The sequence below is a fragment of the Chryseobacterium gwangjuense genome, assembly GCF_021311115.1.
Classification (GTDB): Bacteria; Bacteroidota; Bacteroidia; order Flavobacteriales; family Weeksellaceae; genus Chryseobacterium; species Chryseobacterium gwangjuense.
Map to the genome: position 1 here is coordinate 20,836 of NZ_JAJTNP010000004.1, position 26,821 is coordinate 47,656.

Annotated in this window: 23 protein-coding genes; 9 read left to right on the plus strand and 14 right to left on the minus strand. The window is 32.8% G+C overall.

All coding sequences use genetic code 11. The features are described 5' to 3' along the window. Window positions 1-179 precede the first annotated feature (179 nt). From tpiA to LV842_RS08850, 6 genes are all read right to left on the minus strand, one after another. Window positions 180-941: a triose-phosphate isomerase gene (gene tpiA, locus LV842_RS08825; protein WP_233111081.1), complete on the minus strand. Its 762-nt coding sequence runs from the start codon at window positions 939-941 to the stop codon at window positions 180-182. Between the two features lie 95 nt (window positions 942-1,036). Beyond that, window positions 1,037-1,387 carry a tellurite resistance TerB family protein gene (locus tag LV842_RS08830; protein WP_233111082.1) on the minus strand — a complete coding sequence of 117 codons (351 nt, stop codon included), beginning with the start codon at window positions 1,385-1,387 and terminating at the stop codon, window positions 1,037-1,039. A 43-nt stretch (window positions 1,388-1,430) separates the two neighbouring features. Further along, entirely contained in the window at window positions 1,431-2,543 is a 1,113-nt protein-coding gene (locus tag LV842_RS08835) for a BT_3928 family protein (RefSeq protein WP_233111427.1), read from the minus strand. After that, window positions 2,537-3,196 carry a hypothetical protein gene (locus tag LV842_RS08840; RefSeq protein ID WP_233111083.1) on the minus strand — a complete coding sequence of 220 codons (660 nt, stop codon included), beginning with the start codon at window positions 3,194-3,196 and terminating at the stop codon, window positions 2,537-2,539. The genes LV842_RS08835 and LV842_RS08840 overlap by 7 nt, the downstream gene beginning before the upstream one ends. After that, on the minus strand, window positions 3,197-4,438 hold the full coding sequence (locus LV842_RS08845) for an AAA family ATPase (RefSeq protein ID WP_233111084.1): 1,242 nt from the start codon (window positions 4,436-4,438) through the stop codon (window positions 3,197-3,199). A 2-nt stretch (window positions 4,439-4,440) separates the two neighbouring features. Beyond that, on the minus strand, window positions 4,441-5,007 hold the full coding sequence (locus tag LV842_RS08850; protein WP_233111085.1) for a DUF1599 domain-containing protein: 567 nt from the start codon (window positions 5,005-5,007) through the stop codon (window positions 4,441-4,443). Window positions 5,008-5,119: 112 nt separating this feature from the next. On the opposite strand from LV842_RS08850, the gene folP reads away from it, so the two are divergent. Then, the gene (folP, locus tag LV842_RS08855) at window positions 5,120-5,965 is read left to right on the plus strand and encodes a dihydropteroate synthase (RefSeq protein ID WP_233111086.1); all 846 of its coding nucleotides are present in this window, start codon (window positions 5,120-5,122) and stop codon (window positions 5,963-5,965) included. A 111-nt stretch (window positions 5,966-6,076) separates the two neighbouring features. Here the strand turns inward: folP and LV842_RS08860 are convergent, their stop codons facing one another. The 5 genes from LV842_RS08860 to alaS all read right to left on the minus strand — a co-directional run bounded on the left by LV842_RS08860 (window position 6,077) and on the right by alaS (window position 16,956). Further along, window positions 6,077-6,313: a hypothetical protein gene (locus tag LV842_RS08860; protein WP_233111087.1), complete on the minus strand. Its 237-nt coding sequence runs from the start codon at window positions 6,311-6,313 to the stop codon at window positions 6,077-6,079. A 9-nt stretch (window positions 6,314-6,322) separates the two neighbouring features. Further along, the gene (locus LV842_RS08865; RefSeq protein ID WP_233111088.1) at window positions 6,323-8,512 is read right to left on the minus strand and encodes a DUF5686 family protein; all 2,190 of its coding nucleotides are present in this window, start codon (window positions 8,510-8,512) and stop codon (window positions 6,323-6,325) included. A 335-nt stretch (window positions 8,513-8,847) separates the two neighbouring features. Continuing rightward, on the minus strand, window positions 8,848-11,301 hold the full coding sequence (locus LV842_RS08870; RefSeq protein WP_233111089.1) for a DUF5686 family protein: 2,454 nt from the start codon (window positions 11,299-11,301) through the stop codon (window positions 8,848-8,850). Between the two features lie 306 nt (window positions 11,302-11,607). Beyond that, window positions 11,608-14,076 carry an HD domain-containing protein gene (locus tag LV842_RS08875; protein WP_233111090.1) on the minus strand — a complete coding sequence of 823 codons (2,469 nt, stop codon included), beginning with the start codon at window positions 14,074-14,076 and terminating at the stop codon, window positions 11,608-11,610. A 276-nt stretch (window positions 14,077-14,352) separates the two neighbouring features. Beyond that, window positions 14,353-16,956 (minus strand): alanine--tRNA ligase, encoded by a 2,604-nt coding sequence (alaS, locus tag LV842_RS08880; protein WP_233111091.1) that lies wholly within the window; start codon window positions 16,954-16,956, stop codon window positions 14,353-14,355. 344 nt (window positions 16,957-17,300) lie between these two features. On the opposite strand from alaS, the gene LV842_RS08885 reads away from it, so the two are divergent. From LV842_RS08885 to msrB, 4 genes are all read left to right on the plus strand, one after another. Then, complete coding sequence (locus LV842_RS08885) at window positions 17,301-17,855, plus strand: sigma-70 family RNA polymerase sigma factor (RefSeq protein ID WP_233111092.1); 555 nt, start codon at window positions 17,301-17,303, stop codon at window positions 17,853-17,855. 12 nt (window positions 17,856-17,867) lie between these two features. Beyond that, entirely contained in the window at window positions 17,868-18,140 is a 273-nt protein-coding gene (locus LV842_RS08890) for a hypothetical protein (RefSeq protein WP_233111093.1), read from the plus strand. Between the two features lie 79 nt (window positions 18,141-18,219). Next, window positions 18,220-18,678, plus strand: a complete 459-nt coding sequence (locus LV842_RS08895) for a DUF417 family protein (protein ID WP_233111094.1) — start codon at window positions 18,220-18,222, stop codon at window positions 18,676-18,678. A 10-nt stretch (window positions 18,679-18,688) separates the two neighbouring features. Continuing rightward, on the plus strand, window positions 18,689-19,798 hold the full coding sequence (msrB, locus tag LV842_RS08900; RefSeq protein ID WP_394801208.1) for a peptide-methionine (R)-S-oxide reductase MsrB: 1,110 nt from the start codon (window positions 18,689-18,691) through the stop codon (window positions 19,796-19,798). Window positions 19,799-19,848: 50 nt separating this feature from the next. On the opposite strand, the gene LV842_RS08905 is transcribed toward msrB, so the two are convergent. The 3 genes from LV842_RS08905 to LV842_RS08915 form a co-directional block, all read right to left on the minus strand. Next, a complete protein-coding gene (locus LV842_RS08905; protein WP_233111095.1) occupies window positions 19,849-20,511 on the minus strand; it encodes a murein L,D-transpeptidase catalytic domain-containing protein in 663 nt (220 codons plus the stop codon). A 92-nt stretch (window positions 20,512-20,603) separates the two neighbouring features. Further along, window positions 20,604-21,449, minus strand: a complete 846-nt coding sequence (locus LV842_RS08910) for an ABC transporter permease (RefSeq protein WP_233111096.1) — start codon at window positions 21,447-21,449, stop codon at window positions 20,604-20,606. Between the two features lie 2 nt (window positions 21,450-21,451). Continuing rightward, window positions 21,452-22,354, minus strand: coding sequence for an ABC transporter ATP-binding protein (locus tag LV842_RS08915; protein WP_233111097.1), 903 nt, complete (start codon window positions 22,352-22,354; stop codon window positions 21,452-21,454). 115 nt (window positions 22,355-22,469) lie between these two features. On the opposite strand from LV842_RS08915, the gene LV842_RS08920 reads away from it, so the two are divergent. From LV842_RS08920 to prfB, 4 genes are all read left to right on the plus strand, one after another. Then, the gene (locus LV842_RS08920) at window positions 22,470-23,831 is read left to right on the plus strand and encodes an AAA family ATPase (protein WP_233111098.1); all 1,362 of its coding nucleotides are present in this window, start codon (window positions 22,470-22,472) and stop codon (window positions 23,829-23,831) included. 144 nt (window positions 23,832-23,975) lie between these two features. Continuing rightward, window positions 23,976-25,085 carry an NAD(P)/FAD-dependent oxidoreductase gene (locus LV842_RS08925; RefSeq protein ID WP_233111099.1) on the plus strand — a complete coding sequence of 370 codons (1,110 nt, stop codon included), beginning with the start codon at window positions 23,976-23,978 and terminating at the stop codon, window positions 25,083-25,085. A 14-nt stretch (window positions 25,086-25,099) separates the two neighbouring features. After that, window positions 25,100-25,588 carry a hypothetical protein gene (locus tag LV842_RS08930; RefSeq protein ID WP_233111100.1) on the plus strand — a complete coding sequence of 163 codons (489 nt, stop codon included), beginning with the start codon at window positions 25,100-25,102 and terminating at the stop codon, window positions 25,586-25,588. A 112-nt stretch (window positions 25,589-25,700) separates the two neighbouring features. After that, window positions 25,701-26,813: a peptide chain release factor 2 gene (gene prfB / locus LV842_RS08935; protein WP_233111101.1), complete on the plus strand. Its 1,113-nt coding sequence runs from the start codon at window positions 25,701-25,703 to the stop codon at window positions 26,811-26,813. Window positions 26,814-26,821 lie beyond the last annotated feature (8 nt).

Sequence of the window (26,821 nt, forward strand, 5' to 3'; positions counted from 1 at the left end):
TCTTTCTGAAAAATAATGATGAACAAGAAGTGTTCGGAGAAGATTTTCAGATACAATTAAAACCGACAGATAAGTAGAGGAAAGGTGTATAAAAGGAATTATACAAAATAAATTACATCAAATAAATAACCCTCCAATAGAGTAAGAGAAGCTATCTATTTGATGTAATATAAAGTTTTTTATGAATTAAAACCTTCAATAATCTTAGAGAAATCTTCCAGTTTCAAAGCAGCTCCACCAATAAGACCACCGTCGATATCAGGCTGAGAGAAAATTTCTTTTGCGTTATCAGGTTTTACAGAACCTCCGTAAAGGATAGATACTTCGTCAGCAACTTCCTGTCCGTATTTTGCAGCAATAATTCCTCTGATGTGCGCATGAATTTCCTGTGCCTGTTCTGGGGTCGCTGTTTCTCCGGTTCCGATTGCCCAAACTGGTTCGTAAGCAATTACTACTTTTTTAATTTCTTCTGCAGAAAGGGTGAAAAGAGCAACTTCTGTCTGGTTTTTTACCACTTCAAAATGTTGTCCTGCTTTTCTTTGCTCCAAAGTTTCACCATTACAGTAAACAGGAATTAAACCTTTGTCCAAAGCTAATTTCACTTTTCTGTTGCAGTGAGAATCTGTTTCACCGTGGTATTGTCTTCTTTCAGAATGTCCGATTAAAGAACCTGTTGCATCGATAGATTCAAGCATATCTGCAGCGATTTCTCCGGTGTAAGCTCCGCTTTCGTGCTCACTCATATCCTGAGAAAATACTCCGATTTCATCCTTTTCGAAGATATCTTTTGCCATCATTAAATATAATGCAGGAGGAGCGATCCAAACTTCGCAGTTGGTCGTATTATTGTTCTTATATTCCAGTAATTGAGTCATTAATTGTTGAGCATCAATTACATTTTTGTTCATTTTCCAGTTCCCTGCAACTATTTTTCTTCTCATAGTTTTTTTATTTTAGATAGTAGATTGTTAGAGGTTAGAAGCTATAAGTCATTGTTTTTTAACTAATTTCTATCTTGTAATCTCTAATTTCTCAATTAATTAATATTCCACAAATTTTTTAAAAGCTTATAGTACGTATGTTCTGCGTCAGTTACCACATGATCTGCTTTGATCAAAGATTTTGCAAATTGTACAAATTTTTCACGCTCATCTTGTGTTGAATCATCATGAAAACAACGTGCGTGAAACTCGAAATGATCTTTCCATTCTTCCGGCTGTAAAAGAGCTAATGTTTCCAGCTCGTTGTCAAGATTCATTCTGAAAGGAAATTCATCCGCCAAATACTGCTGAATAAGCATTCCTTCTTCAGGAGCAAATTCTCCGTCTACAGAGGAAAGTATCATTAGCAGATGGTATCCTGCGATAGGTTTATTTGATTTTTGCATTCTTATAATTAAGTTTTAGTGTTTATGTTTTGCCTTGAACAGATTACTTTACATAATCTTTTGCAGGCTGTTTGTCTATAATTTTTCCGTTTTGAAGAATCAATACAAAAGGATTGCTTCTTGCAATGGTTTTAATGGCAGTTCCGTCCATCATAGCATTGGGAATGGTTTTGAAGGTCGTAGCAATCGTAGAAACTCCGTATACCACCTTGGCTCCCTGTGTTTTCACTTTTGCCTCTACCTGCTTTAATAATTCAGGTGAAATCTCTTTAGGAGCATATGAAAATACCAAAACAGCTTTTGGAGCATTGATTACTTCCTCAGTAAGCTCAAGACCGGTAGGATCTTCAATTTTAAACTTTACGATTTCAGATTTATACCCTTCTTTGATTAAGACCGATTCGTTTTTGCCTTCTTCAATTTTCCATGGTGAACCTTCTGCCCAATATTTTGTTTCTTTAATATAATCGTCCTGATTTACCTTTAAAACTTCTCCCGTTTTTTGGTTTTTAAGCGTGTAAAAAGTCTTGTATTCCGACGGATTTTTGTTGATTTTTTGCTTTTCAGCTTTGATATCGGTTCCTATTTTGTAATCACGGAAATCAATAAGAGGTTCGTGAACAATTCCATGAGCACCCACAAGAATCATTGCAATAGAAAATACTCCCAAAAGAATATATTTAAATTTATTGGAAGGCGCTTTTTCAGAATTGAAGCTGTATGCGTCTTTCTTCTTAAATTCTTTTCTGTATAAGATGAATACGAGAATTAAACCGACTAACAGTACAATATCTTTAATGAAGCTTTGCCAAGGAGTGAATTTAATGGCATCTCCAAAACATCCGCAATCGGTTACTACATTGAAGTACGCGGAATAAAAAGTAAGAAATCCAAAGAAAATACAAAGGGCAATTAATGCTGAAAGTGTAAATTTTAGTTTTAATTTAAGCAAAAGCATAAAACCTAATAAAAGCTCTAGAACTACCACTATAACAGAGAAAAGCAATGCAAATTTTTCAAAAAATGGCATATTGAAAACAGAAGGGGAGAAGTATTCTTCCATTTTGAAAGAAAAGCCCACTAAATCAACAGCTTTTACAAAGCCGGAAAGGATGAAAATAATTGCGATAATAAAACGTAACATTGTTTTCATAATTCTAAATTATTTCTTTTTAATATTAATCTAAACATAAGTGAAAAAGGAGCATCAGGTTGCATAAAGACTTTAAGCGAGCTCTTGTCCAATTCAGACATTTCATTTTTGTGCGGATTCGATTGAATTGAAGATAATATCGCTTCCAAAACTTTTCGGTACTCATTTAATTTTGATGACCTTAAAGTATTAAAGATAGCTTTGTCAAGATTATACTTTTTTATGGTTTTGTCCCCTTTTTCGGTTAAAAATCTTATATGTTCATCTTCAAAGAAAAGATTTTTTTCTATTTCCTCATCAGAATCATGAAAAGGGTTTAATGTTTCCGAATTTGGAATTACGCTATTAGGTTTTTTCCCTTGATTAGAATCTTTATGTGAAAGAAATAAATTATTCCATTCAAATGTCTTAGTTTTATCTTCAGTTACTTCTATATAATGATCTACTTGTGCTTCTGATAAGTTAGAAAATTTTACTTCACTGTAAAAACATTTTTGATAACTAATAGTTGAAAGTGCTTGCTTTACTTCACTATGTCCATAAGTACTACTGCTATTAGTAGGTCTATCTTTTCCTGAATTAATGAATTTTTCTGTCCAAATAACCTCTTTTTCTTCTAATATATGAGGCTTATTTAATCTTGTTAAATGCCTCATTTACTGATTCTGTATTTTTTTTATTATTTCATCAATTTTAAAGTACGAAAAATATTGAGGATTTAATTTTAATAATTGTTCTTCAATTTCATTTTCCAATTCTTTATTTCCATTCTCAATAGCATATGTTCTCTTTTCAATCAAATCAGAAATTTCTTTTGATGCAAAAGGTTGAGTTTCTGCAAATGCTTCTGAAATTAAAATTTCATTAATAGGTTTATTTGAATAAAGATTGGTTTCATCTTCAATTGCTGAATATGTTTCTTTTGATTTACATACATATACTTTTGCTCCATCAACAGATCCAACAATAAAAGGTGAGTGAGTTGTTGCAATAATCTGAAGATTTGGGAAAATTTCTAAAATAGAATTTAAAAATGTTTTTTGCCATTTTGGATGTAAATGATTTTCTGCTTCATCAATTAATAAAACACCTGGAGTTTTAAGCATGTCTTCTAATACCAAATTGTTTAGTTTGTATACAGAATACATTTGAGATAACAAGCCAAGCATTCTTTGTATCAAATAAAGATTTCCACTGCTCAATTTTTCTAAAGAAATTTTATTTTTATTAATCTCAATAACAGGTAATAGTGAGGCTCTGTCAACATATTTTAATTCTCCCTCATTTAAACTTGTTTTAAAAATTCGTTTGATAGTATCATATATGAACTTACCTTCTTTTTGTTGATCCGGTTGGTCTGATGATTTATAATAGTCAAAAAATGTTATAATTTTTGTTGTTTCTGCATTTTTTTGAATTCCATCTAAAGCATTCAATAGATACTCTTCTGGCTTAACAAAATCTAAGTTCTGAATATTGAAAGAGCTATTATCATTTTGAGAAGTCCAATAATTAGCAATCCAAATATTTCCTTTAGCATGGGATTCACTAAAAAAAGCAAGATTTAAATTTAAATCATTATTAGATATTTGCGAATTAAAACTAAAAGGGTAAAAATCATTATAGTTTTGTGCACTAATAGTAAGTTTTTTATTGGAAATAGAGATATCTAATTCCGACAAAAAACCTGAATTTGGAGCAATTTTTCTCTTAATTGATTTACGATTAAGTTCGCCTAAAAGCAAACCTCTTATTACATCTAAAATAATAGTTTTTCCAGTGCCATTCTCACCTGTTAAAATAGTAACTTGTTTTTTAGAATTTTCAAAAGTTGCAAATTCTATTGTATCATCAAGAAATGGACCTATATTTTTTAAATGTAAATCGAGTAATTTCATTTTTAAATAATTTTTGGTTTGGTTGTTTCTTCTTTTTCAGAGAATTTGATCAGACAGAAGACAGCGTAGTTCAGCATATCAAAATAATTAGCATCTAAGCCTTCGGAAACAATCGTTTTTCCCTGATTGTCTTCAATCTGTTTTGTTCTTAGCACTTTTTGATAAATCAGATCTGTGATGGAAGAAATTCTCATATCTCTCCAAGCTTCACCATAATCATGGTTTTTTCTTTCCATTAAAGCTTTAGCTTCGTTAGAATACTTATCATAAAGTCCTAAAATTTCGTCCTTATTTTCGCTAAAATCATTGGCAAGACCTTTTTCAAGCTGAATAAGCCCGATAATAGAGTAGTTGACAATCGCAATAAATTCGTCTTCTTCACTTTCATCCACCATTTTCTTATCGGTCATCTGTAAAGTACGGATTCTGTTGACTTTAATGTAAATCTGGTCCGTAATGGAGCTGGGTCTTAGTACTCTCCAAGCTGCACCGTAATCCTGTAGTTTTTTACCAAACAAATCACGACACTGACTGATAATTTTTTCGAATTGTATTGAAGTCTTTAGCATAAATTCTCTTAATCTTTCAAAGATACAAAATAGGTTTTAGGTAGCAGGAATCACGACTTAGTTTTTTGGCTGGAAAATGGAGACGAGAAGCCAGAAGTTAGTATTTTTGCATATGCAAAATAATTCATCACCTATCCTTTGTCATTCATTGAACTGTAATGGAAGATTAATAGATTTATCCTCTCCAAAAATCATGGGAATTCTGAATCTTACTCCTGATTCTTTTTCGGATGGCGGAAGATTTAATAATGAAAAAACCGCATTACAGCATGCTGAACAATTGTTGAAAGAAGGAGGTGAAATAATCGATATCGGTCCACAGTCAACACGTCCGAATGCGGAATTTCTAAGCAGTAAAGAAGAAATTGAAAGAATTGGAAATGTAATCTCTTTGCTGAAGAAAGAATTTCCTGAAGCCCTGATTTCTTTAGATACTTTTTATGCTGAAACCGTGAAATTTGGTTATAATGAAGGGATTGATATGATTAATGATATTTCCGGAGGACAATTTGATGAAAAAATGTTTCAAACAGCTGCCGAAACTAAACTTCCATATATTTTAATGCATGTGAATCCTTCATATGAAACCATGCATGAGAAAATACATTTTCAGGATATTACGGTATCTGTTAATCAATATTTTTCTAAAAAAACAAAGGAATTATTAGAAAAGGGAGTTCATGATATTATATTGGATCCCGGTTTTGGATTTGGAAAAACAGTAGAAGATCAGATGAAAATGATTGATGAGGTACAATATCTTGGATTTGATAAATTTCCTTTGCTTATTGGGATCTCCAGAAAATCATTTATTTATAAACCGTTGGGAAAATCTCCTTTAGATATCAATGAAGAAACCCAGAAACTTCATATGAAAGTGCTGAAACAGGGAGCCAAAATTCTTCGTGTACATGATGTAGCAGAAGCTAAAAAAACGGTTGAAGAATTTTTGAGATAAAGGTGGAGTAATGTACGGAATGTCATTCTGATGTAGGAAGAATCTTTCGAATATCATAGATTCTTCACTTCACTTCGTTTCATTCAGAATGACAGTCCGTGGAGTTTTATTTTAATTCAAATTTGCCAATTTATCAGCGAACTGTTTTGAGAATTCTGTTCTGTCTTCTTCCATTTTTTCTTTTGTTGAAGGAAGGATATAGTTGAAAAGGATTTTATCTTCATGATCCAGGAAAATAATTTCTTTTTCGTTACCATCGATCATTTGGGCGAAAATTTCCCACATGGAAGTGTCTTTTAATTTTAATAATTCAAAAAACTGATCTGCTTTTATTTCTATTTTCTGCATAGGCTGATTTTAAAATTCTAATAGTTTGAGTTTAAATTGTATCGCAAAATTTTGCTTAAAATTTGATGTCGTATAATACCCGACTCTGTAAAATAATCCTAAATTAAAATAACTGGAAAGAAAATTACTCCATTCCAAGCCCACTTCCTGATATAATCTGTTCAGGGTTTTATATCTGAAGTCATGATATTCAGGATGTGCCATATCGCCAATCGTTCCACGTAATACAAGGTCGAAGCTGGAAATATTCTGTCCAAAGCTTTTAAAATACCAGGGAAGTTTGTGGGTGAGGTAATAGGCAACAAATTTATCATTATAATATTTTCCGCCCTCCAATGTTGCAAAACCAAGGTAGGAAGTAAGGTTAAAGTTGAAATCGTTTCTCGGTGAAGCCAATCCGTTCATCGTAAAGTTTTTCCAGATCGGAGCGCCTCCGAACACCATTCCTCCATACAATCTGAGACCTGTTGTTCCCAACATGGTCTTCAAGTTATAGAGAAAAAGTAAATCGAAACGGGAATAATTAAGATCTCCTCCAAATGCTTTGTAGCTTTGTTCGTAATTCAGATAGAACTCAGGAAACTTCTGATCCAGCAACGATTTTCCTTGTGGAGTCATAATATTGGTAGAGTTCGGAGAATATTTCAGGGTAACCAGCGTATTGAAATTTTCAAAAGCAGCTCCTTTATCTTTGAAATCATAATCAAACATGGCTTCTTCAGAATTTCTTCTTACTGTTGAAACCAAAGTCAATGCATTGGTCAGGTCATTCGTATAAGAAACGGAGACTCCCTTAAACTGAAAATATCTGCTGTTATTAAGATTATTTCCATAGTTTGAGGTTCTCATCTTAAAGCTCCAAAGTTTTCGGTAGAATTCTCCGGAAGCTGTTACATCATCATAATGTTCAATGCGGAAAAACGAATTTTTTTCCAAAGAAGTCTTAATGTCTAATCCAATTCCATATTTCCAGTGATCATCTTTAAAACCATAAGCAAAATAGTAGTCGGGAGAAAAATAAGGATTGAAGTTTTCATTAAGTTTTGCCTTTAATCCCACCCTGAATCCTTCATAGGCGTTGTAGTTTACAATTTCATCCAAAGCAAAATCAAAACTTCCAACCCGTATCTGACCGTTTAATAATCCGGATAAAATCTGGGCTTTATTGTCAATATTGTAGATTTTTCCAAGACTGTCTATGGTGGCATACGTATTCTTTTCTCTTTCAGTTAAAGGATCCATACGATATTGATTCAATGTTTTTCCTTCAACATTTTTTACCGTAAAAGTATATCCTTTGAAATCGCTTCTGTTTTGCTCAACAGGCGACTGGAAATCGAAATATCTTGAAGTCAGAAACGCATACGTTCCGAAACTCTTTTTATTCTTTTTTTCGTGTTTTTCTCTGTTCTCCTCTTCCAGAACCATATTGCTCATTTTCAGTTTCACGGTTTCCTGAGCTAGAAACCATTTGTTGTTGTAGAAAAACCATGTACTGGTAATGATTCCGTCGTTTTTATTTTTACTGAAATTTTCGATTTTTTTAATACCGTAGGTTTCGGTGTCGATATATATGGCACCGTTATATTTTCTTTTTTTGTCGTTTTTCTTGTAATTCACTTCTCTGAAACGGATGACAAAGTTTTTCCTTCCGTCCATTTCAATCGTATCGGTAAGAAAAAAACGATAAAGCCTTCTGTTTTCATGTTTTACCTGGTCCGGAACGACATCCCTGTTGCTTTGTTGAAGCGCAAGCATTTCATAAATAGGCTGTTTCAGACCGGAAATTCTGTTATCCAGAATATTGATCTTCTCACCGTATTTTTTGGAGTATAAAAATTCCTGGGCTCTTTCCCAGAGAAAAAGCTTGCTTTTTGAAAATATTTGCTTGGCTGTAATATTGTTAAGAGAGTCTTTTGCTCTTTTCTTTTTAAAAAGAGTATTGTCGAAAAGTTTTTTAAACTGCGAAATACTGTCTTCGTCTATATCTAAAGAAACTTTTTCGTAAGATTTATAAGAATAGGAATCGAGTGTTTTTGGAGAGTTTTCTTTAAAAAGTTCGTTGACTTTTTTTAAAATTTCCAGGGCTCTCGGATCACTTTTGTCTTCAATGATTACGGTTTCAATGGATGTAACTTTTGATTGTGAAAAACCAAAAATATACATGAAAAACCATAGAAACAATAAAAACCTTTTCATAAAAAACTTTTCAAAATTAATAATATTTATTGTTCTGGAAAAGTTTTGTTAATTGATATTAATACCATAAAATGAGTTAAATTTTCTATAATAACCCTCTCATTTTCTACGAACTGTAATAATGAAATATGCTAAATATTTAACCATTAAGGTTCCATTAAGGTGTTAAGATTATTAAGTTTGTCTTTACTGGATTGTAATGCGTTAAAAATCAGAAAGATTTTCTTAATTACCTTAATTTTTTCGACATATCTTAATGGTTCAAAATAATTTCGAAATTTTAATTCTTTTAAAAAATAAAAAACTCCCGAAGCTATCGAGAGTTTAAGATATGATTAAAGTACACTTAATCTGATTTTGATTCCGAAGTTATCTTTAAATTGGGACGTTTGATAATATCCTAATCTATAAGAGAAGCCAACTCCGAAACTTCTGCCTAAAAATCGGTTCCACATTACACCAACTTCCTGGTAATAATGATCCAAAACCTGGAATTGGAACTGGTGATCTCCTCTGTTTTTCAGATTTCCGATAGCAGCCTGATATTCAAGATCTATGCTGGAATATCTTGCCCCAAAAGTTTTGAATCTGAACGGAAGCGACTGAGAAACCTTAAATGCTGCAAATTTATCGGCAAAGAAAGTTCCTGAAGGCATGGTTGTAAATCCTAAGTTGGATGGGGTACTGATGTTTGAATACCAGTTGTCTACATTAGCATCATTTTGTCCTGCAATTTCAAAGTTTTTCCAGATCGGAGCATTTCCTGAAGAAATTCCTCCGAAGAGTTTAATGTTGGTATACCCCAATTTAGATCTGAACTGATGAATGATTAAAGCATCCAATCTGTGATAATCCAAATCTCCTCCAAAAGCTTCAAATCCTTTCTCGTAATTCATGAAAATCTGAGGATAGCTTTTTTCGTAGGTATATTTTCCGCTTGGTGTCATGATGTTTTTATCATTCGGAGCAAATTTTAAAGATAATGTTGCACTTGTGTTGTCGAAACTGTTTCCTAAATTTTTATATTGATAATCGAAAAGAGCTTTCTGTTTTTCTTTATTCACAGTTACTTTCATGCTTAATGAATTGGAAACATCATACAGGAACGAAGCGCCCCATTTTTGATTTTTATAAAAAGTTCCATTATGAAGATCAAGATTCATATCCGAAACTTTCATCATCATATCCCACATCATATTATTGAACCTTCCTGCTGCAAAAACATCGTCTACATAATCAATTCTGAACACTGAAGTTCTCTTGTCAGACAGTTTTACATCCAAGCCTAAACCGTATTTCCAGGTGTGATCTTTGAATCCGTACCCGAAATAGCCGTCAGGAGAAAAGGTTTTGTTGAATTTTTCGTTGAGTTTTACTCCGGCTCCCAAACGAACTCCTTGATAGTTATCGTAACTGAAAAGTTTTGTAATATCAAAATCAATCATTTTATAGCGAATGTTTCCTCGCATTAATTGAGTTAAAGTATTTAATTTTTTCTCAAAATCATTCTTCTGAACAAAGCTGTCAATTTTTGTATAGGTCGCACTTTCTCTGGCTGTAAGGCTGTCTGTTCTGTATTTTTCAAGAAGACTTCCGTCAGAGTTTTTCATTTCGAGAGAATATCCTTTAAAATCTGATGCTTTTTGCTCCTCATTAAGGTTGAAATCAAAGAAACGGTTTTTAACATACAGGTAATTTCCGAATTTCTTTTTATTGTATTTTACTTTCTCTCCCGGTTTTAAGCTGTCTTTTTTTGAAGTATCAAAACTTTGATCTCCCATTTTTAATTTGATATCTTCATAATCCAAAAACCATTTTCCGTTAATAGGTTTCCAGACAGAAACAATATCGCCTTCATTTTGTTTTTTATTAACGCTTTCAAACTTTTTAAGAGCATAAGTTTCTGAATCCACATATATTTTTCCGTTGAATTTTCTCGGGTTCTGCTTCTTTTTATCTGTGATTTCTTTGAATTTAATCACGTAAGTTTTTCTTCCGTCAAGCTGTAAGGTGTCAGAAAGATAGAAATTGAACAGTTTTCTGTTTTCAGGTCTTAATTGTCTTGGTGTTCTGTCCAGGTTCGAAATATTGATGGCCAAAGCCTCATAAATCGGGTTTTTAAAACCGGACATTCTGTTGTCGATGATATTTGTTTTTTCACCAAAACTCTTCGAATACCTATATTCACTCGCTTTTTCCCAAAGAAACATCTGGCTTTCTTCAGTTGCACTGATGAAATCTTCGGCAGTCAGAGAATCTTTTTTATCCTTTTCCTTCTGTTTAAAATCTTTCTTATCCACTTTTGAAAGCGAATCTTTTCTTACCGCGAGGAAGTTTTTATAAGTATCGATTGAATCTTTATCTACATCGATTGAAAATTTAGAATACGATTTGAAATGGTATGAATTCAACGATTTCGGAGAATTGTCCTTAGCTTTTTTGTTGACCTCATCCAAAATTCTCAGCGCTCTGGGATCACTTTTATCACTGATGATGACTTTGTCGATATTATCCATTTTTTCTGACAAAGGCTGCATTGAGATTTCCATCGATTTTTTAACGTCAGCAGAAACATCACCAAAATTGCTGGCCAGAATTTCAACTTTTTTACATTTTGTTTTGAATGATAAATTGCCGTTGAAATCTGTTTTTCCCAACAGTTCGTCATCGCAATATACAGCCGCGTTGTGAATGGGTTGCTTATTAGATTTGTTGATGACTTTAAGCTGAACCTGCCCGAAAAATAATACTGCGGAGAATAAAAATAGAGTAGATAAGAGTTTTGACATTAGTTTTTTTATAAGTATGACAAAACTATTGATAAGAAGGTTACAAAAGGATACTAAAAAATATAATCTTTTGTTAAAAATAAAAACCGCTGTATTTCATAGAGATACAGCGGTTTTGTATGTTATTCAATTCCCAACCTGATGAAAAATGAATTTTTATTTAAGATTTTTTAAGTTTTCTAAAATTTATTTACTCTTTTCATTCAATAGGTTTGAATAAAATTATTTGAAAATTGATCCTTTTCTTTCAAATTTCAATTCAATTGTTTTGTTTAATGATAGTTGTTTTTTAATCAAATATAAGATTTATGAAAATTTACGATTATAGGTTTTTAATTCCATATAAGGGATATCTCTAAAATTATTTGTTAGTGCAAACTCTTCAAGGCCAGATTTTTTTGAAGTTGTAAATCCACTCCATACTTGAAGAATTAAATCTTCCACAAATTTTTCTGAGGTATTAATTTTATTATTATCTGCGGATTTTAACAAATCACCAAAGCTAAGAGGTCTCACAAGAAATATAAATCCATCATAATTATAACCATTTCCTATACCTTGCATAAGTGTGTAAATCTTAATTTCATTAATATTTTTAATATAGTTTTTAAATTGCTCAACTGTAAAACCATAAACATTTTTATTATTTAATATTAAACCAAAAATTTGCTGATCTTCATCAATAATACCTAATGTAAATTTTAAGCCGTCAATTTTATTTGTAAAATCATATAAATCTTTATGTGAATTTATATATTCTAATATCCTTACACCCCATTCATAAAATGATGTAAATGGAATGTTAGATTTGAATTTTGTTCTATTTAAATTACTAATTTCATCAACCTTAACATAGCCTATTAAATCATTTGAAAAAGTACTTACCCGCACACCATTTGAAATCACAACTCCCGTTTCATGTGGAGAAATCTGAGAAATATTGGGTAAAACGCCCAATTGTCCTATAATAATTCCATCTACTTTGATCGGTAGTAAATATAAAGGTAAACTTTTTATTACCGAAATTATTTTTTGAGTTTCATTATTCTTTTCTACGCTTAATTCTGAAATAATTTCTCCGTAAGAATAGTTTCTAGAATCATCAATATAGTTTTTATAAACTACAAGATTATTATATTCATTTATTTTAATATCAAAATCTACAGAAGGAATTAAAAATTTAATGAAATCTAACAGATTATTATTTTTCAAATTTAATGTCCCAATAAAGCCTTCTTTGCTATAGGGATTATCTTTCAATTTTATTTTTATAATGGTTCCATAATCATTCTTGACATCATTAATATCATATTCACTAAGGATTGGATTGTCATATAATCCATTTTCAAATGTAAGCTTATGTCTTTTTGTTAATACTTCTCCGTATTTTACAGAATCTACCTCTATAAAATCACCGAGCATAAAAACTGAAAAAAAACCAATACCAAATTTACCAATAGATTTAAATTTTAATCTAGCAACTCCAACATATTCATCGTAAAAATCATAAGAATTCCAATAAGAATTCCCAAAATCAAGGAGTTGGTTAACCATTATATTTCTCGACATTCCTATGCCATTGTCTTTAATAATTAGAAAATGGTCATTATCATTTTGTTCAAGAGAAACCTCTACTAAGCCATGAAAATTTTCATCTTTCAATTTTCTAATATTAATAGCATCAATGGAATTTTGGAGAATTTCTCGAAATGCAAAATGAATTGATCCATATAAATTTTTACCTCCAACATTTGCAGCTAATAGTTTAGGATTAGTAACTTTAACTTTTGAATCAAGAGATTTCCAACCAGAGGTTCTAATATTACTTTCTCCTAATCTGAGAGTGTTTTCAATGTTTTTTACTCCTTTAACTAAAAATCCATTCTTATTAGATTCTGTAAAAAAGGTATCCGCTTTTCTCAATTCGGAATCAAGTACTTTCAGAGCTTCATAACACAGCCACCAAGCTTTTTTTTCATTAATTTCAAATTTTGAATTTGAATTATAAATTAAAAAACCATTTTCAACAGTAGGAAATCCAATTTTTTTTTGAAATGTCCAATGTTCTTTTGATATACCTTTGATATCTTCTTGAATTTGTTTTTTTGTTAGAGGAGTTCTTAAATTATCTATATGTGCAGCATCACTAACTCTTAAGATAAACGCTAGTTTTTTACAATCAACTTTTAAATCAACAAATCTGGGGTTGACATATGTATTTAACTCATTTTCTATATATGAAATATCACAGCTATGGCTTTTAGAGATTTTGCCGATAATTTCTGAAAATTCATCTCTAAGTTCTTCGTCTTCAATAACCATTTTACCAGAACTAAGTAGTGTTTGCGGAATCTTTAAAGCAAATTCTCCATGCAATTTTCTAACACAATAAAATAAGGCTTCAAATTCTAAATCTTCAAGATCTGGATTTAGAGCAATAAAATCTTTAAATATTTCAGTTTCAATAATTTCATTTTTATTATTTAATATAGAAAAACACATACCTGCATCATGTATTAAAAAGCATATATGTAATACATAGGCTTCCAGTGGATTTAGATAATTGTCATTGCCAATAATTATTTGTGCATAATTCCATAATGCTATTGAATGAGCTAATGAATGATCTGTTAAATTTGGAAAATCTTCTCGTATTTTTTCTAGATTATCGCAAAGATTAAGTTCTGACTTCTTAATTTCTAAAAGAAGCTTATCGATTAATTCTGGATAATTGTAAACTGAGCTATCAAAGGATTTTGCTAAAAGTTGATTCATTTAGAATTATTTATATGACAAATATAAAAATATAAAAAGTTCTCCACTACTGCATAACTAGATCATTTGTTTCTCAATATAACAAAACTTACCCTCTTGAGGTCTTCCCAATAAAAAATTAAGATCTCAATTCTTTAGCTTTTAATATTCACTTTGTGGCTCGTCAAATAAATTGCAGGAAATTTATCAGCTAGCTTTCAATATAAAATACAAAAATCCCTTTCAGTTCTGAAAGAGATTTTTGTATTTTGGATGAAAATCCTTTGTAAGAATTAATTAAATATTCAAAGCTTTCAGATAAGCATTTTCCAGCCCATCAAGATTTTTTCCTCCTGCAGTTGCGAAACCTGGGTTTCCGCCGCCGCCGCCTTGGATTTCTTTAGCTAAATCTTTTACAATTGCTCCAGCCTGGTAGTTTGCAGCCAGATCATCAGAAACTCCAACAGTAATCATTGGTTTTCCGTCTGCATCGGAAAGGATAATGGTTACAGAAGTATGAATTTCTTTCTTCAGCTGGAATACGATGTCTTTCACAGAACCAGCATCAAGAGAGGTTTTCTTTACTAAAAGCTGTTTGTCGCCTTTTTGTTCGTAAGCATTTTTCCAGTCTCCGATTTCTCCTTTAGCTTTTTCTTTTTTCAGCGCATCAACCTCAGATTTCAATGAAGCATTTTCTTCGATTAATTTTTCGATAGAACGTACAACATCTTTAGATTTTAATAGCTGAGAAAGTTCAGTAATCTGTTTTTCTAAACCTTTGAAGTATTCCTCAGATTTATCTCCGGAAATTGCCTCAATTCTTCTGATTCCTGCCGCAGCAGAACTTTCGGAATTGATTTTAAAGTGACCGATCTCGGTCGTATTTTTCACGTGAGTTCCACCACAAAGTTCTTTTGAGCTTCCGAATTGGATCATTCTCACATTGTCTCCATATTTTTCACCGAACAAAGCCATTGCTCCTCTGTCCAAAGCTTCTTTAATCGGAATATTTCTGAATTCCTGTAAAGCAATACTTTCTCTGATTTTTGCATTTATTTTTTCTTCAACCAAAGCCAGTTCCTCTTCCGTCATCTTGTTGAAATGAGAGAAGTCGAAACGAAGATAATCAGGACCAACGTAAGAACCTTTTTGTTCAACGTGAGTTCCTAAAACATCTCTTAAAGCTTCGTGTAAAAGGTGAGTCACAGAGTGGTTGGCCTGAGAGTTTTTTCTGTCACTGGCATTTACTTTAGCATAGAAAAGGGCACCTGCATCTTTCGGAAGTCCGTTGATTAATGAAATAATCAATCCATTTTCCTTTTTAGTTTCCAATACTTCAAAACTTTCAGCAGCATTTTCAAGAACACCTTTATCACCAACCTGTCCACCTCCTTCTGGATAGAAAGGAGTGTTGCTTAACACAACCTGATAAAATTCTCCGTCTTTATTTTCTACTTTTCTGTATTTGGTAATGTAAGTTTCAGCTTCTATCTGATCGTAACCCACAAAATTTACGTCTTTATCTTCTAAAACTACCCAGTCATAGACTTTTTGAGCAGAATCAGCTTTTGAACGCTGTTTTTGTTCATTTAACGCAACTTCAAATCCTTTTTCATCGATCGTTAATCCTTTTTCCTCTGCAATAATTCTTGTTAAATCATCAGGGAAACCGTAAGTATCGTATAATTCAAATACTTCTTCCGTTGGCAACACTTTTTTACCTTCAGAAATAGTCTGCTGAATTAATTTATCAACTCGGATTAATCCTGTTTCAATTGTTCTTAAGAAAGATTCTTCTTCGCTTTTGATTACTTCTGTTACTAAAACGCCTTGTTTTTCTAATTCAGGGAAGAATGCTCCCATTTGCTCCTGTAAAACAGCAACCAATTTGTAAAGGAAAGGCTCTTTTCTGTCTAAGAATCTGTAAGAATAAGAAATTCCTCTTCTTAAAATTCTTCTGATCACATATCCTGCTCCTCCGTTTGAAGGCAATTGTCCGTCTGCAATCGCAAAAGAAACCGCTCTGATGTGATCTACCACAACACGGATCGCAATATCTTTTTCGTCTTCTAAAACTCCGGTGTATTTTTTACCTGAAAGTTCTTCAACTTTAGCAATCAAGGGTGTGAAAACATCGGTGTCGTAGTTTGAAGATTTTCCCTGAAGCGCCATACAAAGACGTTCGAATCCCATCCCGGTATCAATATGTTTTGCAGGAAGATTTTCTAAGCTTCCGTCTGCTTTACGGTTGTACTGCATGAAAACCAAGTTCCAGATTTCCACAACTTGAGGATGATCGTTATTCACCAATTCAAGTCCTGAAACTTTTGCTTTTTCTTCTTCAGTTCTTAAATCAACATGGATTTCAGAACAAGGTCCACAAGGTCCGCTTGCTCCCATTTCCCAGAAGTTATCTTTTTTATTTCCGTTGATAATTCTGTCTTCGGAAATTACGGCTTTCCAATAGTCGTATGCATCCTGATCTCTTTCCAAGTTTTCAGAAGCGTCTCCTTCGAAAATCGTTACATACAGGTTTTCTTTCGGAATTCCGTAAACTTCAGTCAATAATTCCCAGGCAAAAGCAATAGCATCTTTTTTAAAATAATCACCAAAAGACCAGTTCCCCAACATCTCAAACATGGTGTGGTGATAGGTATCTCTACCTACATCATCCAAGTCGTTATGTTTTCCGGAAACTCTCAGACATTTTTGTGTATCGGCAATTCTAGAGGCTTTAGGTTCTTTGTATCCTAAAAAATAATCTTTGAACTGCGTCATTCCTGAGTTGGAAAACATAAGAGTAGGGTCGTCTTTCAGCACGATAGGAGCAGAAGGAACGATAAGGTGACCTTTACTTTGAAAATAATCTAAAAATTTTTGACGAATCTCTTGTGATGTCATAATGATATATTGCTTTGCTTTTTACAAATTTTTGATAAGATGCAAATTTACTATTTTTAGCTGATTTTGTGGCAAATATTTGATATTTGAAAGTAGGATATGAAATTTGATATGTTTTTTAGGGATTAGAAAATTGCCATTGTTGATAACCACCCCGTCAAAAATTCTTTCGAATTTTCGCCACCCCTCCGGAGGAAGGGAATTTTCGGATTGTAGATTTTTTTGCAGTTTAGCATTTAACTTTTTATATTCGTTTTAATATTAAATAAAAAACTCAAGGATTTTTTAACATAATCATCTGTGGAAAACCAAGAAATCTGCGGGTAAATAAAATAATATTTAATATGACAAAAAACGAAACCATCAAAAACTGGATAGAACAATATTCCGAACCGTTGTTGAGAAGGGCAGTGCATCTGCTTTCGGATAAAGTTGAGGCAGAAGATGTTGTTCAGGAAGTATTTATTTCGGCTTTTTCGTCGTATGATTCTTTTGAAGGGAAAAGTCAACCGTTGACTTGGCTGATGACAATTTTGAATAGAAAAGTTGCTGATTTTTATCGCAAAAAATATAAATCGGAACCATATATAAAACTAGACCATTTTTTTGATGAAACCGGTTCGTGGAAAAATGATGATGTCCTTCATGATTGGAATGTTTCCAACAAAGAAACCGAGCTTCTCGACGATAAAGATTTTAATAAAACATTGGAAGATTGTCTTGAAGATTTACCCTCCAGATGGAAGATTCCGATGAAAATGTATTATCTTGAAGAAAAAAAAGCACCTGAAGTGAGTCAGGAATTGGATATTTCTACGACTAATCTTTGGAAGATTTTACAGCGAAGCCGAATGCAGTTGCGAGAGTGTCTGGAATTTAACTGGTTTGCAAAATCATAAGAGATTGAAAAAATGTTTAAAAAACTAATACATATGATCTTTTTACCATGCAGTGAAGTTACTTTACTCATGGAAAAGCGCAATGCTGAAAACATTTCTCCAGCAGAGAACTGGAAACTCAACCTGCATCTGAAAATCTGTAAATGGTGCAGAGCCTACAAACAAAAACTGGAAATTTTAGATGATATTTTAAAAAGGAAACTTTCTCAGGAGAGAAAGAATGAAATTAATAATTCTGAAATTCAGGACTTTAAAGAAAAAGTATTCAAAAATTTAGATATTTAATAAAAATGGTGTCAGGATTTTGAATTTGTTCCGACTATACTTTTGAAAATAACAAAGTATTAATTTCAAAATCATCAAAATGAACGGAACTTTATTAGAAATCAACAAAGAAAACCGAACGGGCAGGATCGGATATTATATCTCGCTTTTCGGCTCTGCATTAACCTTGCTTTGGATCGGAATTTTCAAATTCACCCCCACAGAAGCAAGCGGAATAAAAAATCTGGTAGAAAACCATTTTCTCACTTTTTTCGTATATGATATCGTAAGTGTGCAAACAGTGTCAAATGCTATCGGTACGATAGAAATTATCATTGCTTTACTATTAATATTTAGTGTGAAATTTGCATCACTCAGGAAGTATGCTGCTATCGGAATGATGGTAACTTTTCTTACAACATTGAGTTACTTATTTACCACTCCGGGAATGTGGAAAATCGTAGACGGAGTTCCGGTTACGGATTTCTTTATCTTAAAAGATCTGATGCTTTTGGGGTTTGGTTTAATGATTTTAAATGGAAAAAATGATTACAAATAATAAGATAAAAATGAAAAACATATTAATACTGCTTGGAGTAATTCTGGGGATAGCGGTTTTTGCTACAAGTTGTGGAGATGCCAAGCCAACATCCACAGAAATTAAAAAAGAAAATGAGACCAATATGGACAATAGAAATGTAAAAGAAGTTTATTTTGCAGGAGGGTGTTTTTGGGGAACAGAACACTTTTTTCAACAAATTCGCGGAGTGGTAGGAACAGAAGTTGGATATGCCAATGGAAACAAAGTCAATCCAACGTATGAAGAAGTGGTAAGCCATACAACGGGGTTTGCAGAAACGGTAAAAGTAAAATATGATCCTGAACAGGTAGATTTAAAATTATTAATTGATCTGTATTTTAAAACAATTGATCCTACGAGTATTGACAAACAAGGAAATGACAGAGGAGATCAGTACAGAACGGGAATTTATTCAACTGATAAAGAAACAGAAGCGATTGTAAAAGCTGAGGTTGAGAAATTAGCCAAAAATTACAGCAAACCGGTTGTGGTAGAAACGATTCCTTTGAAAAATTTCTATAAAGCGGAAGATTATCATCAGGATTATTTAGATAAAAATCCGGGAGGGTATTGTCACATCGAGCCGGGACTTTTTGAAATGGCAAGAAATGCAAATCCGCTTCCCAAAAAGCAAACAAAAGAAATGAAATATCAAAAACAAGATAAAGCTGTCTTAAAAAAAGAATTAACAGCTGAACAATATAATGTAACACAGGAAAACGGTACGGAAAGAGCTTTTCAAAATGAATATTGGGACGAAACACGCGAAGGAATTTATGTGGATATTACAACAGGAGAGCCTTTATTTATTTCAACGGATAAGTTTGAATCGGGTTGTGGATGGCCAAGTTTTTCGAAACCGATTACTAAAAAATTAATTGACGAAAAATTAGACCGTTCTCACGGAATGACAAGAGTAGAGGTGAGAAGTAAAACAGGAGATGCGCATTTGGGACACGTTTTCAATGATGGACCTGAAGACAAAGGCGGACTTCGTTACTGTATCAATTCTGCTTCTTTGAAGTTTATCCCGAAAGCGGAAATGAAAGAGAAAGGGTATGAAGAGTATATTTCTTTACTTGAAAAAGATAAGAAGTAAATATATAATTAAGTGAGGTGTTTTTTAAGACTGTCGAAAGGCAGTCTTTTTTAATTGTAAATCCACATCAGAACCGGTTTGGATGTTTCTTGTAAGATAGGATCGATTTCTCTTAATGCATTGTTTGAAACGGTGGGGCAACCCCAACCTTCGGGTGAACCTTGAGGATAGATCTCATTATCTTCCATTTTTTCCCAGGAGTGAAAAACGATGGCTCTTTTCAGTGCATTGTTATTGGTTTCTTCTAAGCCATGCATTAAATATTTTACTTTGATTCCCCATTCACTTACGCCTCTTTCTCCGATTTTATATTTTCCAAGGGAAGAAAGATGGCTTCCGTCTTCATTGCTAAAACCCGGACTGTCTTTTGATTGTGCCCAGCTCCAGATATAGTTTCCGCAACCATGACCTACAAGATATTTTTTTGTGATTTTCTTTTCATTAAAATCATAAATGAAAAAACGGTTTACGCCTGAATGTAAACTCATATCGATCAAAATACAAAAATCGGTATTGAACTTTTTCTGTTTACAAAATGATAAGGCTTCTTCAGCTTTTTTGTTGGTTTTCTGAATGTTTAAAGAAGGTTTTTCCTCATTTGAAGATGTGAAAAATTTAAAAGTATTTTTCTTTTGATCAGAACAGGATAAGCACAGAAAAGCTAATGTTAAAAAACAGACTTTTATAATTTTGGAAGCAGAAAGCTGAATCATTTGTTTTTCTTAATTGTAAGTTTAAATATAAAATAAAAAGTGGCTCAAAAATAGAACCACTTTTAAATATTTTAAAGTATTGATTTGGAGAATTACCAATCTCTCTTTTTCAAAATCCAGTAAGATCCGAAAATGAAAATCGAACACCAAACCAGACAGGCAATTAAGCTTTCTGTTGGGTAATGGAATTCATATTTTATGCCCATCATTTTGGCCATATTTAATCTTGCCATTGGATTGGGAATAAGATTCGACATGCTCTCCAAAGGCAATAGGTGGGATATAAAAAAGTCATTTTGTAAAACTTCGTTTCTTTGAGCGCCCTGTAATCCTCTTATTTTTGTGAAAACTTCAATACCGGATAAGATGCTTTCTCCGATCCAGAAAACAAAAAATGCAAGAAATACAAAAATTGATTTTCTCAGTAAAATAGAAAGAAACATCAGGAAACAGAAGAATGTGAACAGTTTTAAAAAGTAATTTCCGACAAAGAAAATTTCTTCAAAAACTTTTGCAGACTCTGTTGTGTTGGAGTATCGATATCCTAAAAACATTGTGATTGCAAATACGACTACCGTTGAAACTATGGTAAAAATGCTGATCGTCAGTAATTTTGAACCAATAAATTCTTTTCTGCTTAATCCGTCAATCGTATTTTGTTTGAACATTCGGTCACTGAATTCCTGACAGATGGAGAAAACAATAATCAATCCTAAGAAAATTTTCAATAAAGCGACAATCCAAGTCGTGAAATTCCAGATTTCCGGAAAATTATAAATTCCTTGTTCTTTCAAATTAACGGGCTCTCCAAAAAGATCAAAATCAATTAATCCAATGAAAAGGAATACGATAAGAATGGCGAAATATAAGATCGTAAAAACCTTGAATGGTCTGTAATTCAGGTTTTTGTAATATTCTAGTTTTAATAGTTTTGTCATGATTAATTTGTGTTTTTTACAAGTTCAAGGAATTGAGATTCTAACGATAGTTTTTTCTTAACTAAATGGGATAAGAAAATACCTTTTTCAGCCAGTTTTTGGTTGAGTGTAGAAGCTGAAACGGAAGCATCTTCACGAATGTGAGCTTTTATGGTATCGCCCTCACTGTCGATAGAGCTAAACCAATGGATCTCTTCCAGTGTTTGAATAAGTGCTGTTTTGTTATCGGCTTTCAGCTCAAAATATCCATGGCTGTTCGTCATTTCGTCTACTCTTCCACAGTAGATAGAATTTCCTTCTTTTAAAACGATCACATGGCTGCATATTTTTTCAATTTCATCTAAAAGGTGACTGGCAATAATAATGGTAATGCCTTGTTTTGCAATATTGTTGATGATTTCTCTGATTTGGATAATTCCTTCAGGATCCAGCCCGTTAGTAGGTTCATCCAAAATTAAAACTTCAGGATTATTAAGCATTGCCGAAGCAATTGCTAAACGTTGTTTCATTCCCAGAGAAAAAGTTTTAAAAGTGTCTTTTTTTCTTTCTAGAAGACCAACTATACTCAATACTTCATCAATTCTCTGAAACGGAGTTCCTTTAATTTCTGCAACGATTTTCAGGTTGACTTCTGCACTTAAATAAGGATAGAAATTGGGTTGTTCGATAATCGCTCCGATTTTTTTTAATGTTTCGGAATCTGTTCCTTTTTTACCAAACCAGTACCAATCTCCGCTTGTAGGGTTTATGGTTGAAAGCAGCATCCCGAAAGTGGTGGATTTTCCGCTTCCGTTAGGTCCCAGAAGTCCATAAACATTGCCTTTTTCTACATCGAAGGAGATATTGTTTACAACGATTCTTTTGAATTTTTTAGTTAAATTCTTTACTGACAAAATTTTTTCCATGTAATTTGTTTTACATAGTAGTAGTGTATGTTTTTTACAAAATGTTACAGAATTATCATAAATCAATTTACATTTATCCTAAATACCCTAAATTTGATAGAATTAATCAGTCACTATGAAGTTAATTGAATTAGCAAAAGAATTGAAAGTTTCGGCGGAAGCGATAAAACAGTTTATTCAGGATTTTGATCTTGAATTAGGGGTTTGTATCAGCACCAATTTTGAAGTGAAAGAAGACTTTGAAAAATTTGCCAGAGAAAATATTGAGTTTTTAAAGATTTATGAAAAAGATTTAGATAAAAATAAAACACTAGAGCAAATTGCCGAAACCATCAAGCAGCCGAAGGATAAAGTAGAAAAGGCAATCAAGGAAAGCAACCCGAATATTTTTGATAACGGACTTTTTAAATCTTCCATTTCAAGCTACGGAATTGATAATAAATTAGGCGGAAATTATGAGTTTGTCTACAACTATTTCGGACATAAAGTAAGTCTTAAACAGAGGGATTTTATCGGTTACAGAGATTTGTTTTTCCATATATCAGGTGTTTTAGAACCTTTTTTAAATCCTCAACAAATTAAAGATTGGGGCATTAATAAACCAGCTGGAATTATTTTGTACGGTCCTCCTGGAAGTGGAAAAATTTTTTGGGCCAATAAAATAGCGGAAATTATAGGCTATCAGTTCAAAGAGGTGAAAAAACATTATCTGGGAACTTCGTTTGTAGATGGCAACAAAACCAACTTTAACGATTTTCTTTTAACAATGATGAAAGAAGATAAAGTGTTACTTTTCTTGGATGATTTTGATGAAATTATGCTGGAAAGAACCCCTGAAACTAATGTTGCTTCATGTAACCTGGAAACACAGGAAATTATTCTTCATTATATCAGCAAATTTGAACAGGAAGATCTATTGATGGTAGGTTCTGCAAATTCTGTATCTGAAATTGATGAGGAAATTTTAGCTCCCGGAAGATTCGATGTGATGATTCCCGTATTTCCACCCAATGCAGCTGAGCGCTCTGAAATTATTCTGTTTGCAATGACAAGAGGATTGGAAGGTGATTCTTTGCTGTACCAGATTCTTAAAAATAATAAAGCAGATAAAGTTCCTTTTTGGCATGAAGTTGCCTCTCAGATGAAAGCTTTTAGCAATACAATGCTGATTGATTTTACCCAGAGTCTGAAAAAGAGAATAAAAAATCTATATCAAAGAACCAAGAACGAGAATCTAAAAATCGATAGAAACCTTTTGAATGGAGCTCTAAGAGATGCTGCAGGAAAACTGACTGAAGAATATCTGGATCAGGTAGCCAGATTTTTGAGCGATGTGATCATTAATAATTTTGATCAGTTTCAGTATCGAGTTCAAAGTTTAAAAACTGAATTAGATGCATACAAAGTAGTGGAAGAACCTAGAAGAGCAATCGGTTTTCATCATAACGGAGACGAAGAAGAGAAGAGCCAAGGATAATTTATATGAATTCGCTTCGCTTGTGAATTTTGCTTTGCAAGTCAATTGTCAATTTTATAATTTAATCGATCAGAATTAAAAATTCACAAGCAAAGCAGATTGTCCATTCACAAAATAGTACTCATTACCAATTACTCATTACTCATGATCAGCGTTTGGGAGCTCGAAACATTTTACAGAAAGCGCGATATCGTTGTTATCGGAGCTGGTTTTACAGGATTATGGACTGCGATTTCGATCAAAGAAAAATATCCTGAAAAATCAGTTTTGATTATCGAACGAAATTCAGTTCCGTTGGGTGCTTCGACGAGAAATGCTGGTTTTGCCTGTTTTGGGAGTTTAACGGAAGTGATTGCTGATGCCGAGAAAATGGGTTGGGAAAAAACACTGAACCTTGTAAAGATGAGGTTTGAGGGTTTGCAGAAAATTCAGACCTATTTTGAAAATACTGATATTGATTTTGAATTAAGTGGTGGTTTTGAAATTTTGAATACTAATGAACCCTTACTAAGAATTGATGAGGTTAACGAAAAGCTTAAATCCATTACAGGAATAGAAAAAACATACTTTCTGAATCAAAATAAAATTAAAGAATTTGGACTCGGTAAATCTGAATATTTAGTTGAAAATCCGTGTGAAGGAAGTCTGCATTCCGGAAAGCTGTTGCAGAAATTGGTGGAAAAATGTCATGAGCTTAAAGTTGAGTTTCTTTTTGGAACTGAAGTTGAGGATATTGTTGAAGATGTAAATGAAATTGAAGTCAAGCTTTCTAAGAATTTTTCAATTAAATCGGATCAATTGATCCATTGTACCAATGCTTTTGCTTCCCGGTTTTTAAAAAAAGAAGAAATTATTCCAGCCCGTGGACAGATTATTCTAACTGAACCTATTGAAAATTTAAAACTAAAAGGAACTTTCCATTATGATGAAGGGTTTTATTATTTCAGAAACCTCGGAGATCGTATTTTATTAGGTGGTGGAAGAAATCAAGATTTTACAACAGAGGAAACAACTGCTTTTGAAACTACAGAATTTTTGCAAAATCATTTAGAGAACTTTTTAAAAGAAGTAATTGTACCCAATCAAAACGACGTTGAAATTGCTATGCGATGGTCGGGAATTATGGCGATGGGTTCAGAAAAAACACCTGTTGTAAAACAAATTTCTGAAAAACAGTTTTGCGCGGTACGACTTTCCGGAATGGGAGTGGCTTTGGCTCCGAAAATTGGAGAAATTGTTGCTGAAATGATTTAAATAAAATTGGATAAATGAGATATTTACCTTTTGAGCATTTGATTTATAAGACAAATTTATCAGAACAAGACGTCATTAGAATACTTTCTGATAATGTGGGAGCTAAAAGAAAACTCCTTCAATTTAATAATACATCGACAAAAGAATACGAAGGGTACATTAATGAAAATAGTTTTGAAATTAATAGAATTATAAAAAACAGAAATTCTTTTCTTCCCCAAATAACCGGTATTATTCAAAAGAGTAGCAATGAAACCCTGGTTGAGGTTAAAATGAAGTTACATTGGGGAGTATTTGTTTTCTTAATATTTTGGTGTTCTTTCGTTATTTTTTTCCTCATGATCACATTAATAGAAGCTAAAAGAATATCTGTTGACGTTTTTTTTCCTCTATCCATGCTGTTATTTGTCTATCTCTTAACAATGCTTGGTTTTAAAATTGAAAGTAAGAAATCGAAAAAAGATCTGGAGAAAATGTTTGAAGCTAAAACCATTAAGGAGTAGTTTTTATTTATTACAGTTTTAATAAAGTAAGTATACCTGAAAAATATTACTCATTGCAACACTATTCATTACTCGTAATTTTATCCGTATTTTTGCCAAAAATAAAAAAATCGTGATCAACAACGACCAGATAAAAGAAATTCAATCAAGAATAGAGGACTTACATAAATACCTTCAAATTGATAAAAAGAAGATAGAAATTGCGAATGATGATGAGAAAACTGCCGCTCCTGAGTTCTGGGATAATCCGAAAACGGCTGAAGCATTTTTAAAACAACTTCGTTCCAAGAAAAAATGGGTCGAAGCGTATGATGAGATCAATACCCAGTTTGAAGATATACAGGTGTTAATGGACTTTGCTAAAGAAGATCCGGATTCTGAAAAAGAACTGGATGAAGCTTTTCCGTTATTGGTTGAAAAAATTGAAGATCTTGAGTTTAAAAATATGCTTTCCAATGAAGGAGATGAACTTTCTGCAGTACTGCAAATTACAGCAGGAGCAGGTGGGACGGAAAGTTGTGACTGGGCTTCTATGCTGATGAGAATGTATACGATGTGGGCTGAAAAGCAAGGCTATAAAATCCGTGAACTGAATTTTCAGGAAGGAGATGTTGCCGGAGTAAAAACCGTGACGTTGGAAATCGAAGGAGAATTTGCTTTCGGTTACCTTAGAGGAGAAAACGGAGTTCACAGATTGGTAAGGATTTCACCTTTCGATTCTAATGCAAAACGTCATACCAGTTTCGTTTCCGTATATGTTTATCCTTTGGTAGATGATACTATAGAAATTAATATCAATCCTGCTGATATTTCATTTGAAACGATGAGGTCTTCCGGAGCAGGAGGTCAGAACGTAAACAAGGTAGAAACAGCGGTTCGTCTTCGTCACGCTCCTACAGGAATTATTATTGAAAACTCAGAATCCCGTTCGCAGCTTCAGAATAAAGAAAAAGCAATGCAGTTGCTTCGTTCAAGACTATATGAAATGGAATTGGAAGAGCGTATGAAAGCCCGTAACGAAATTGAAGCCAATAAAATGAAGATCGAATGGGGAAGTCAGATCAGAAACTACGTGATGCACCCATATAAATTGGTAAAAGATGTACGTTCCGGATATGAAACTTCGGATGTAGATTCTGTAATGAACGGAAATCTTACTCCATTCCTGAAAGCGTTTCTGATGGCTGATGGAACTGCGGTTTCTGATGATGATCTGGACTTATAAAAATCATA

What these genes read in the sequence shown, in the direction of transcription:
- tpiA (WP_233111081.1), bottom strand. Translation starts at nt 941, where the DNA reads ATGAGAAGAAAAATAGTTGCAGGGAACTGGAAAATGAACAAAAATGTA.
- LV842_RS08830 (WP_233111082.1), bottom strand. Translation starts at nt 1,387, where the DNA reads ATGCAAAAATCAAATAAACCTATCGCAGGATACCATCTGCTAATGATA.
- LV842_RS08840 (WP_233111083.1), bottom strand. Translation starts at nt 3,196, where the DNA reads ATGAGGCATTTAACAAGATTAAATAAGCCTCATATATTAGAAGAAAAA.
- LV842_RS08845 (WP_233111084.1), bottom strand. Translation starts at nt 4,438, where the DNA reads ATGAAATTACTCGATTTACATTTAAAAAATATAGGTCCATTTCTTGAT.
- LV842_RS08850 (WP_233111085.1), bottom strand. Translation starts at nt 5,007, where the DNA reads ATGCTAAAGACTTCAATACAATTCGAAAAAATTATCAGTCAGTGTCGT.
- folP (WP_233111086.1), top strand. Translation starts at nt 5,120, where the DNA reads ATGCAAAATAATTCATCACCTATCCTTTGTCATTCATTGAACTGTAAT.
- LV842_RS08860 (WP_233111087.1), bottom strand. Translation starts at nt 6,313, where the DNA reads ATGCAGAAAATAGAAATAAAAGCAGATCAGTTTTTTGAATTATTAAAA.
- LV842_RS08865 (WP_233111088.1), bottom strand. Translation starts at nt 8,512, where the DNA reads ATGAAAAGGTTTTTATTGTTTCTATGGTTTTTCATGTATATTTTTGGT.
- LV842_RS08870 (WP_233111089.1), bottom strand. Translation starts at nt 11,301, where the DNA reads ATGTCAAAACTCTTATCTACTCTATTTTTATTCTCCGCAGTATTATTT.
- LV842_RS08875 (WP_233111090.1), bottom strand. Translation starts at nt 14,076, where the DNA reads ATGAATCAACTTTTAGCAAAATCCTTTGATAGCTCAGTTTACAATTAT.
- alaS (WP_233111091.1), bottom strand. Translation starts at nt 16,956, where the DNA reads ATGACATCACAAGAGATTCGTCAAAAATTTTTAGATTATTTTCAAAGT.
- LV842_RS08885 (WP_233111092.1), top strand. Translation starts at nt 17,301, where the DNA reads ATGACAAAAAACGAAACCATCAAAAACTGGATAGAACAATATTCCGAA.
- LV842_RS08890 (WP_233111093.1), top strand. Translation starts at nt 17,868, where the DNA reads ATGTTTAAAAAACTAATACATATGATCTTTTTACCATGCAGTGAAGTT.
- LV842_RS08895 (WP_233111094.1), top strand. Translation starts at nt 18,220, where the DNA reads ATGAACGGAACTTTATTAGAAATCAACAAAGAAAACCGAACGGGCAGG.
- msrB (WP_394801208.1), top strand. Translation starts at nt 18,689, where the DNA reads ATGAAAAACATATTAATACTGCTTGGAGTAATTCTGGGGATAGCGGTT.
- LV842_RS08905 (WP_233111095.1), bottom strand. Translation starts at nt 20,511, where the DNA reads ATGATTCAGCTTTCTGCTTCCAAAATTATAAAAGTCTGTTTTTTAACA.
- LV842_RS08910 (WP_233111096.1), bottom strand. Translation starts at nt 21,449, where the DNA reads ATGACAAAACTATTAAAACTAGAATATTACAAAAACCTGAATTACAGA.
- LV842_RS08915 (WP_233111097.1), bottom strand. Translation starts at nt 22,354, where the DNA reads ATGGAAAAAATTTTGTCAGTAAAGAATTTAACTAAAAAATTCAAAAGA.
- LV842_RS08920 (WP_233111098.1), top strand. Translation starts at nt 22,470, where the DNA reads ATGAAGTTAATTGAATTAGCAAAAGAATTGAAAGTTTCGGCGGAAGCG.
- LV842_RS08925 (WP_233111099.1), top strand. Translation starts at nt 23,976, where the DNA reads ATGATCAGCGTTTGGGAGCTCGAAACATTTTACAGAAAGCGCGATATC.
- LV842_RS08930 (WP_233111100.1), top strand. Translation starts at nt 25,100, where the DNA reads ATGAGATATTTACCTTTTGAGCATTTGATTTATAAGACAAATTTATCA.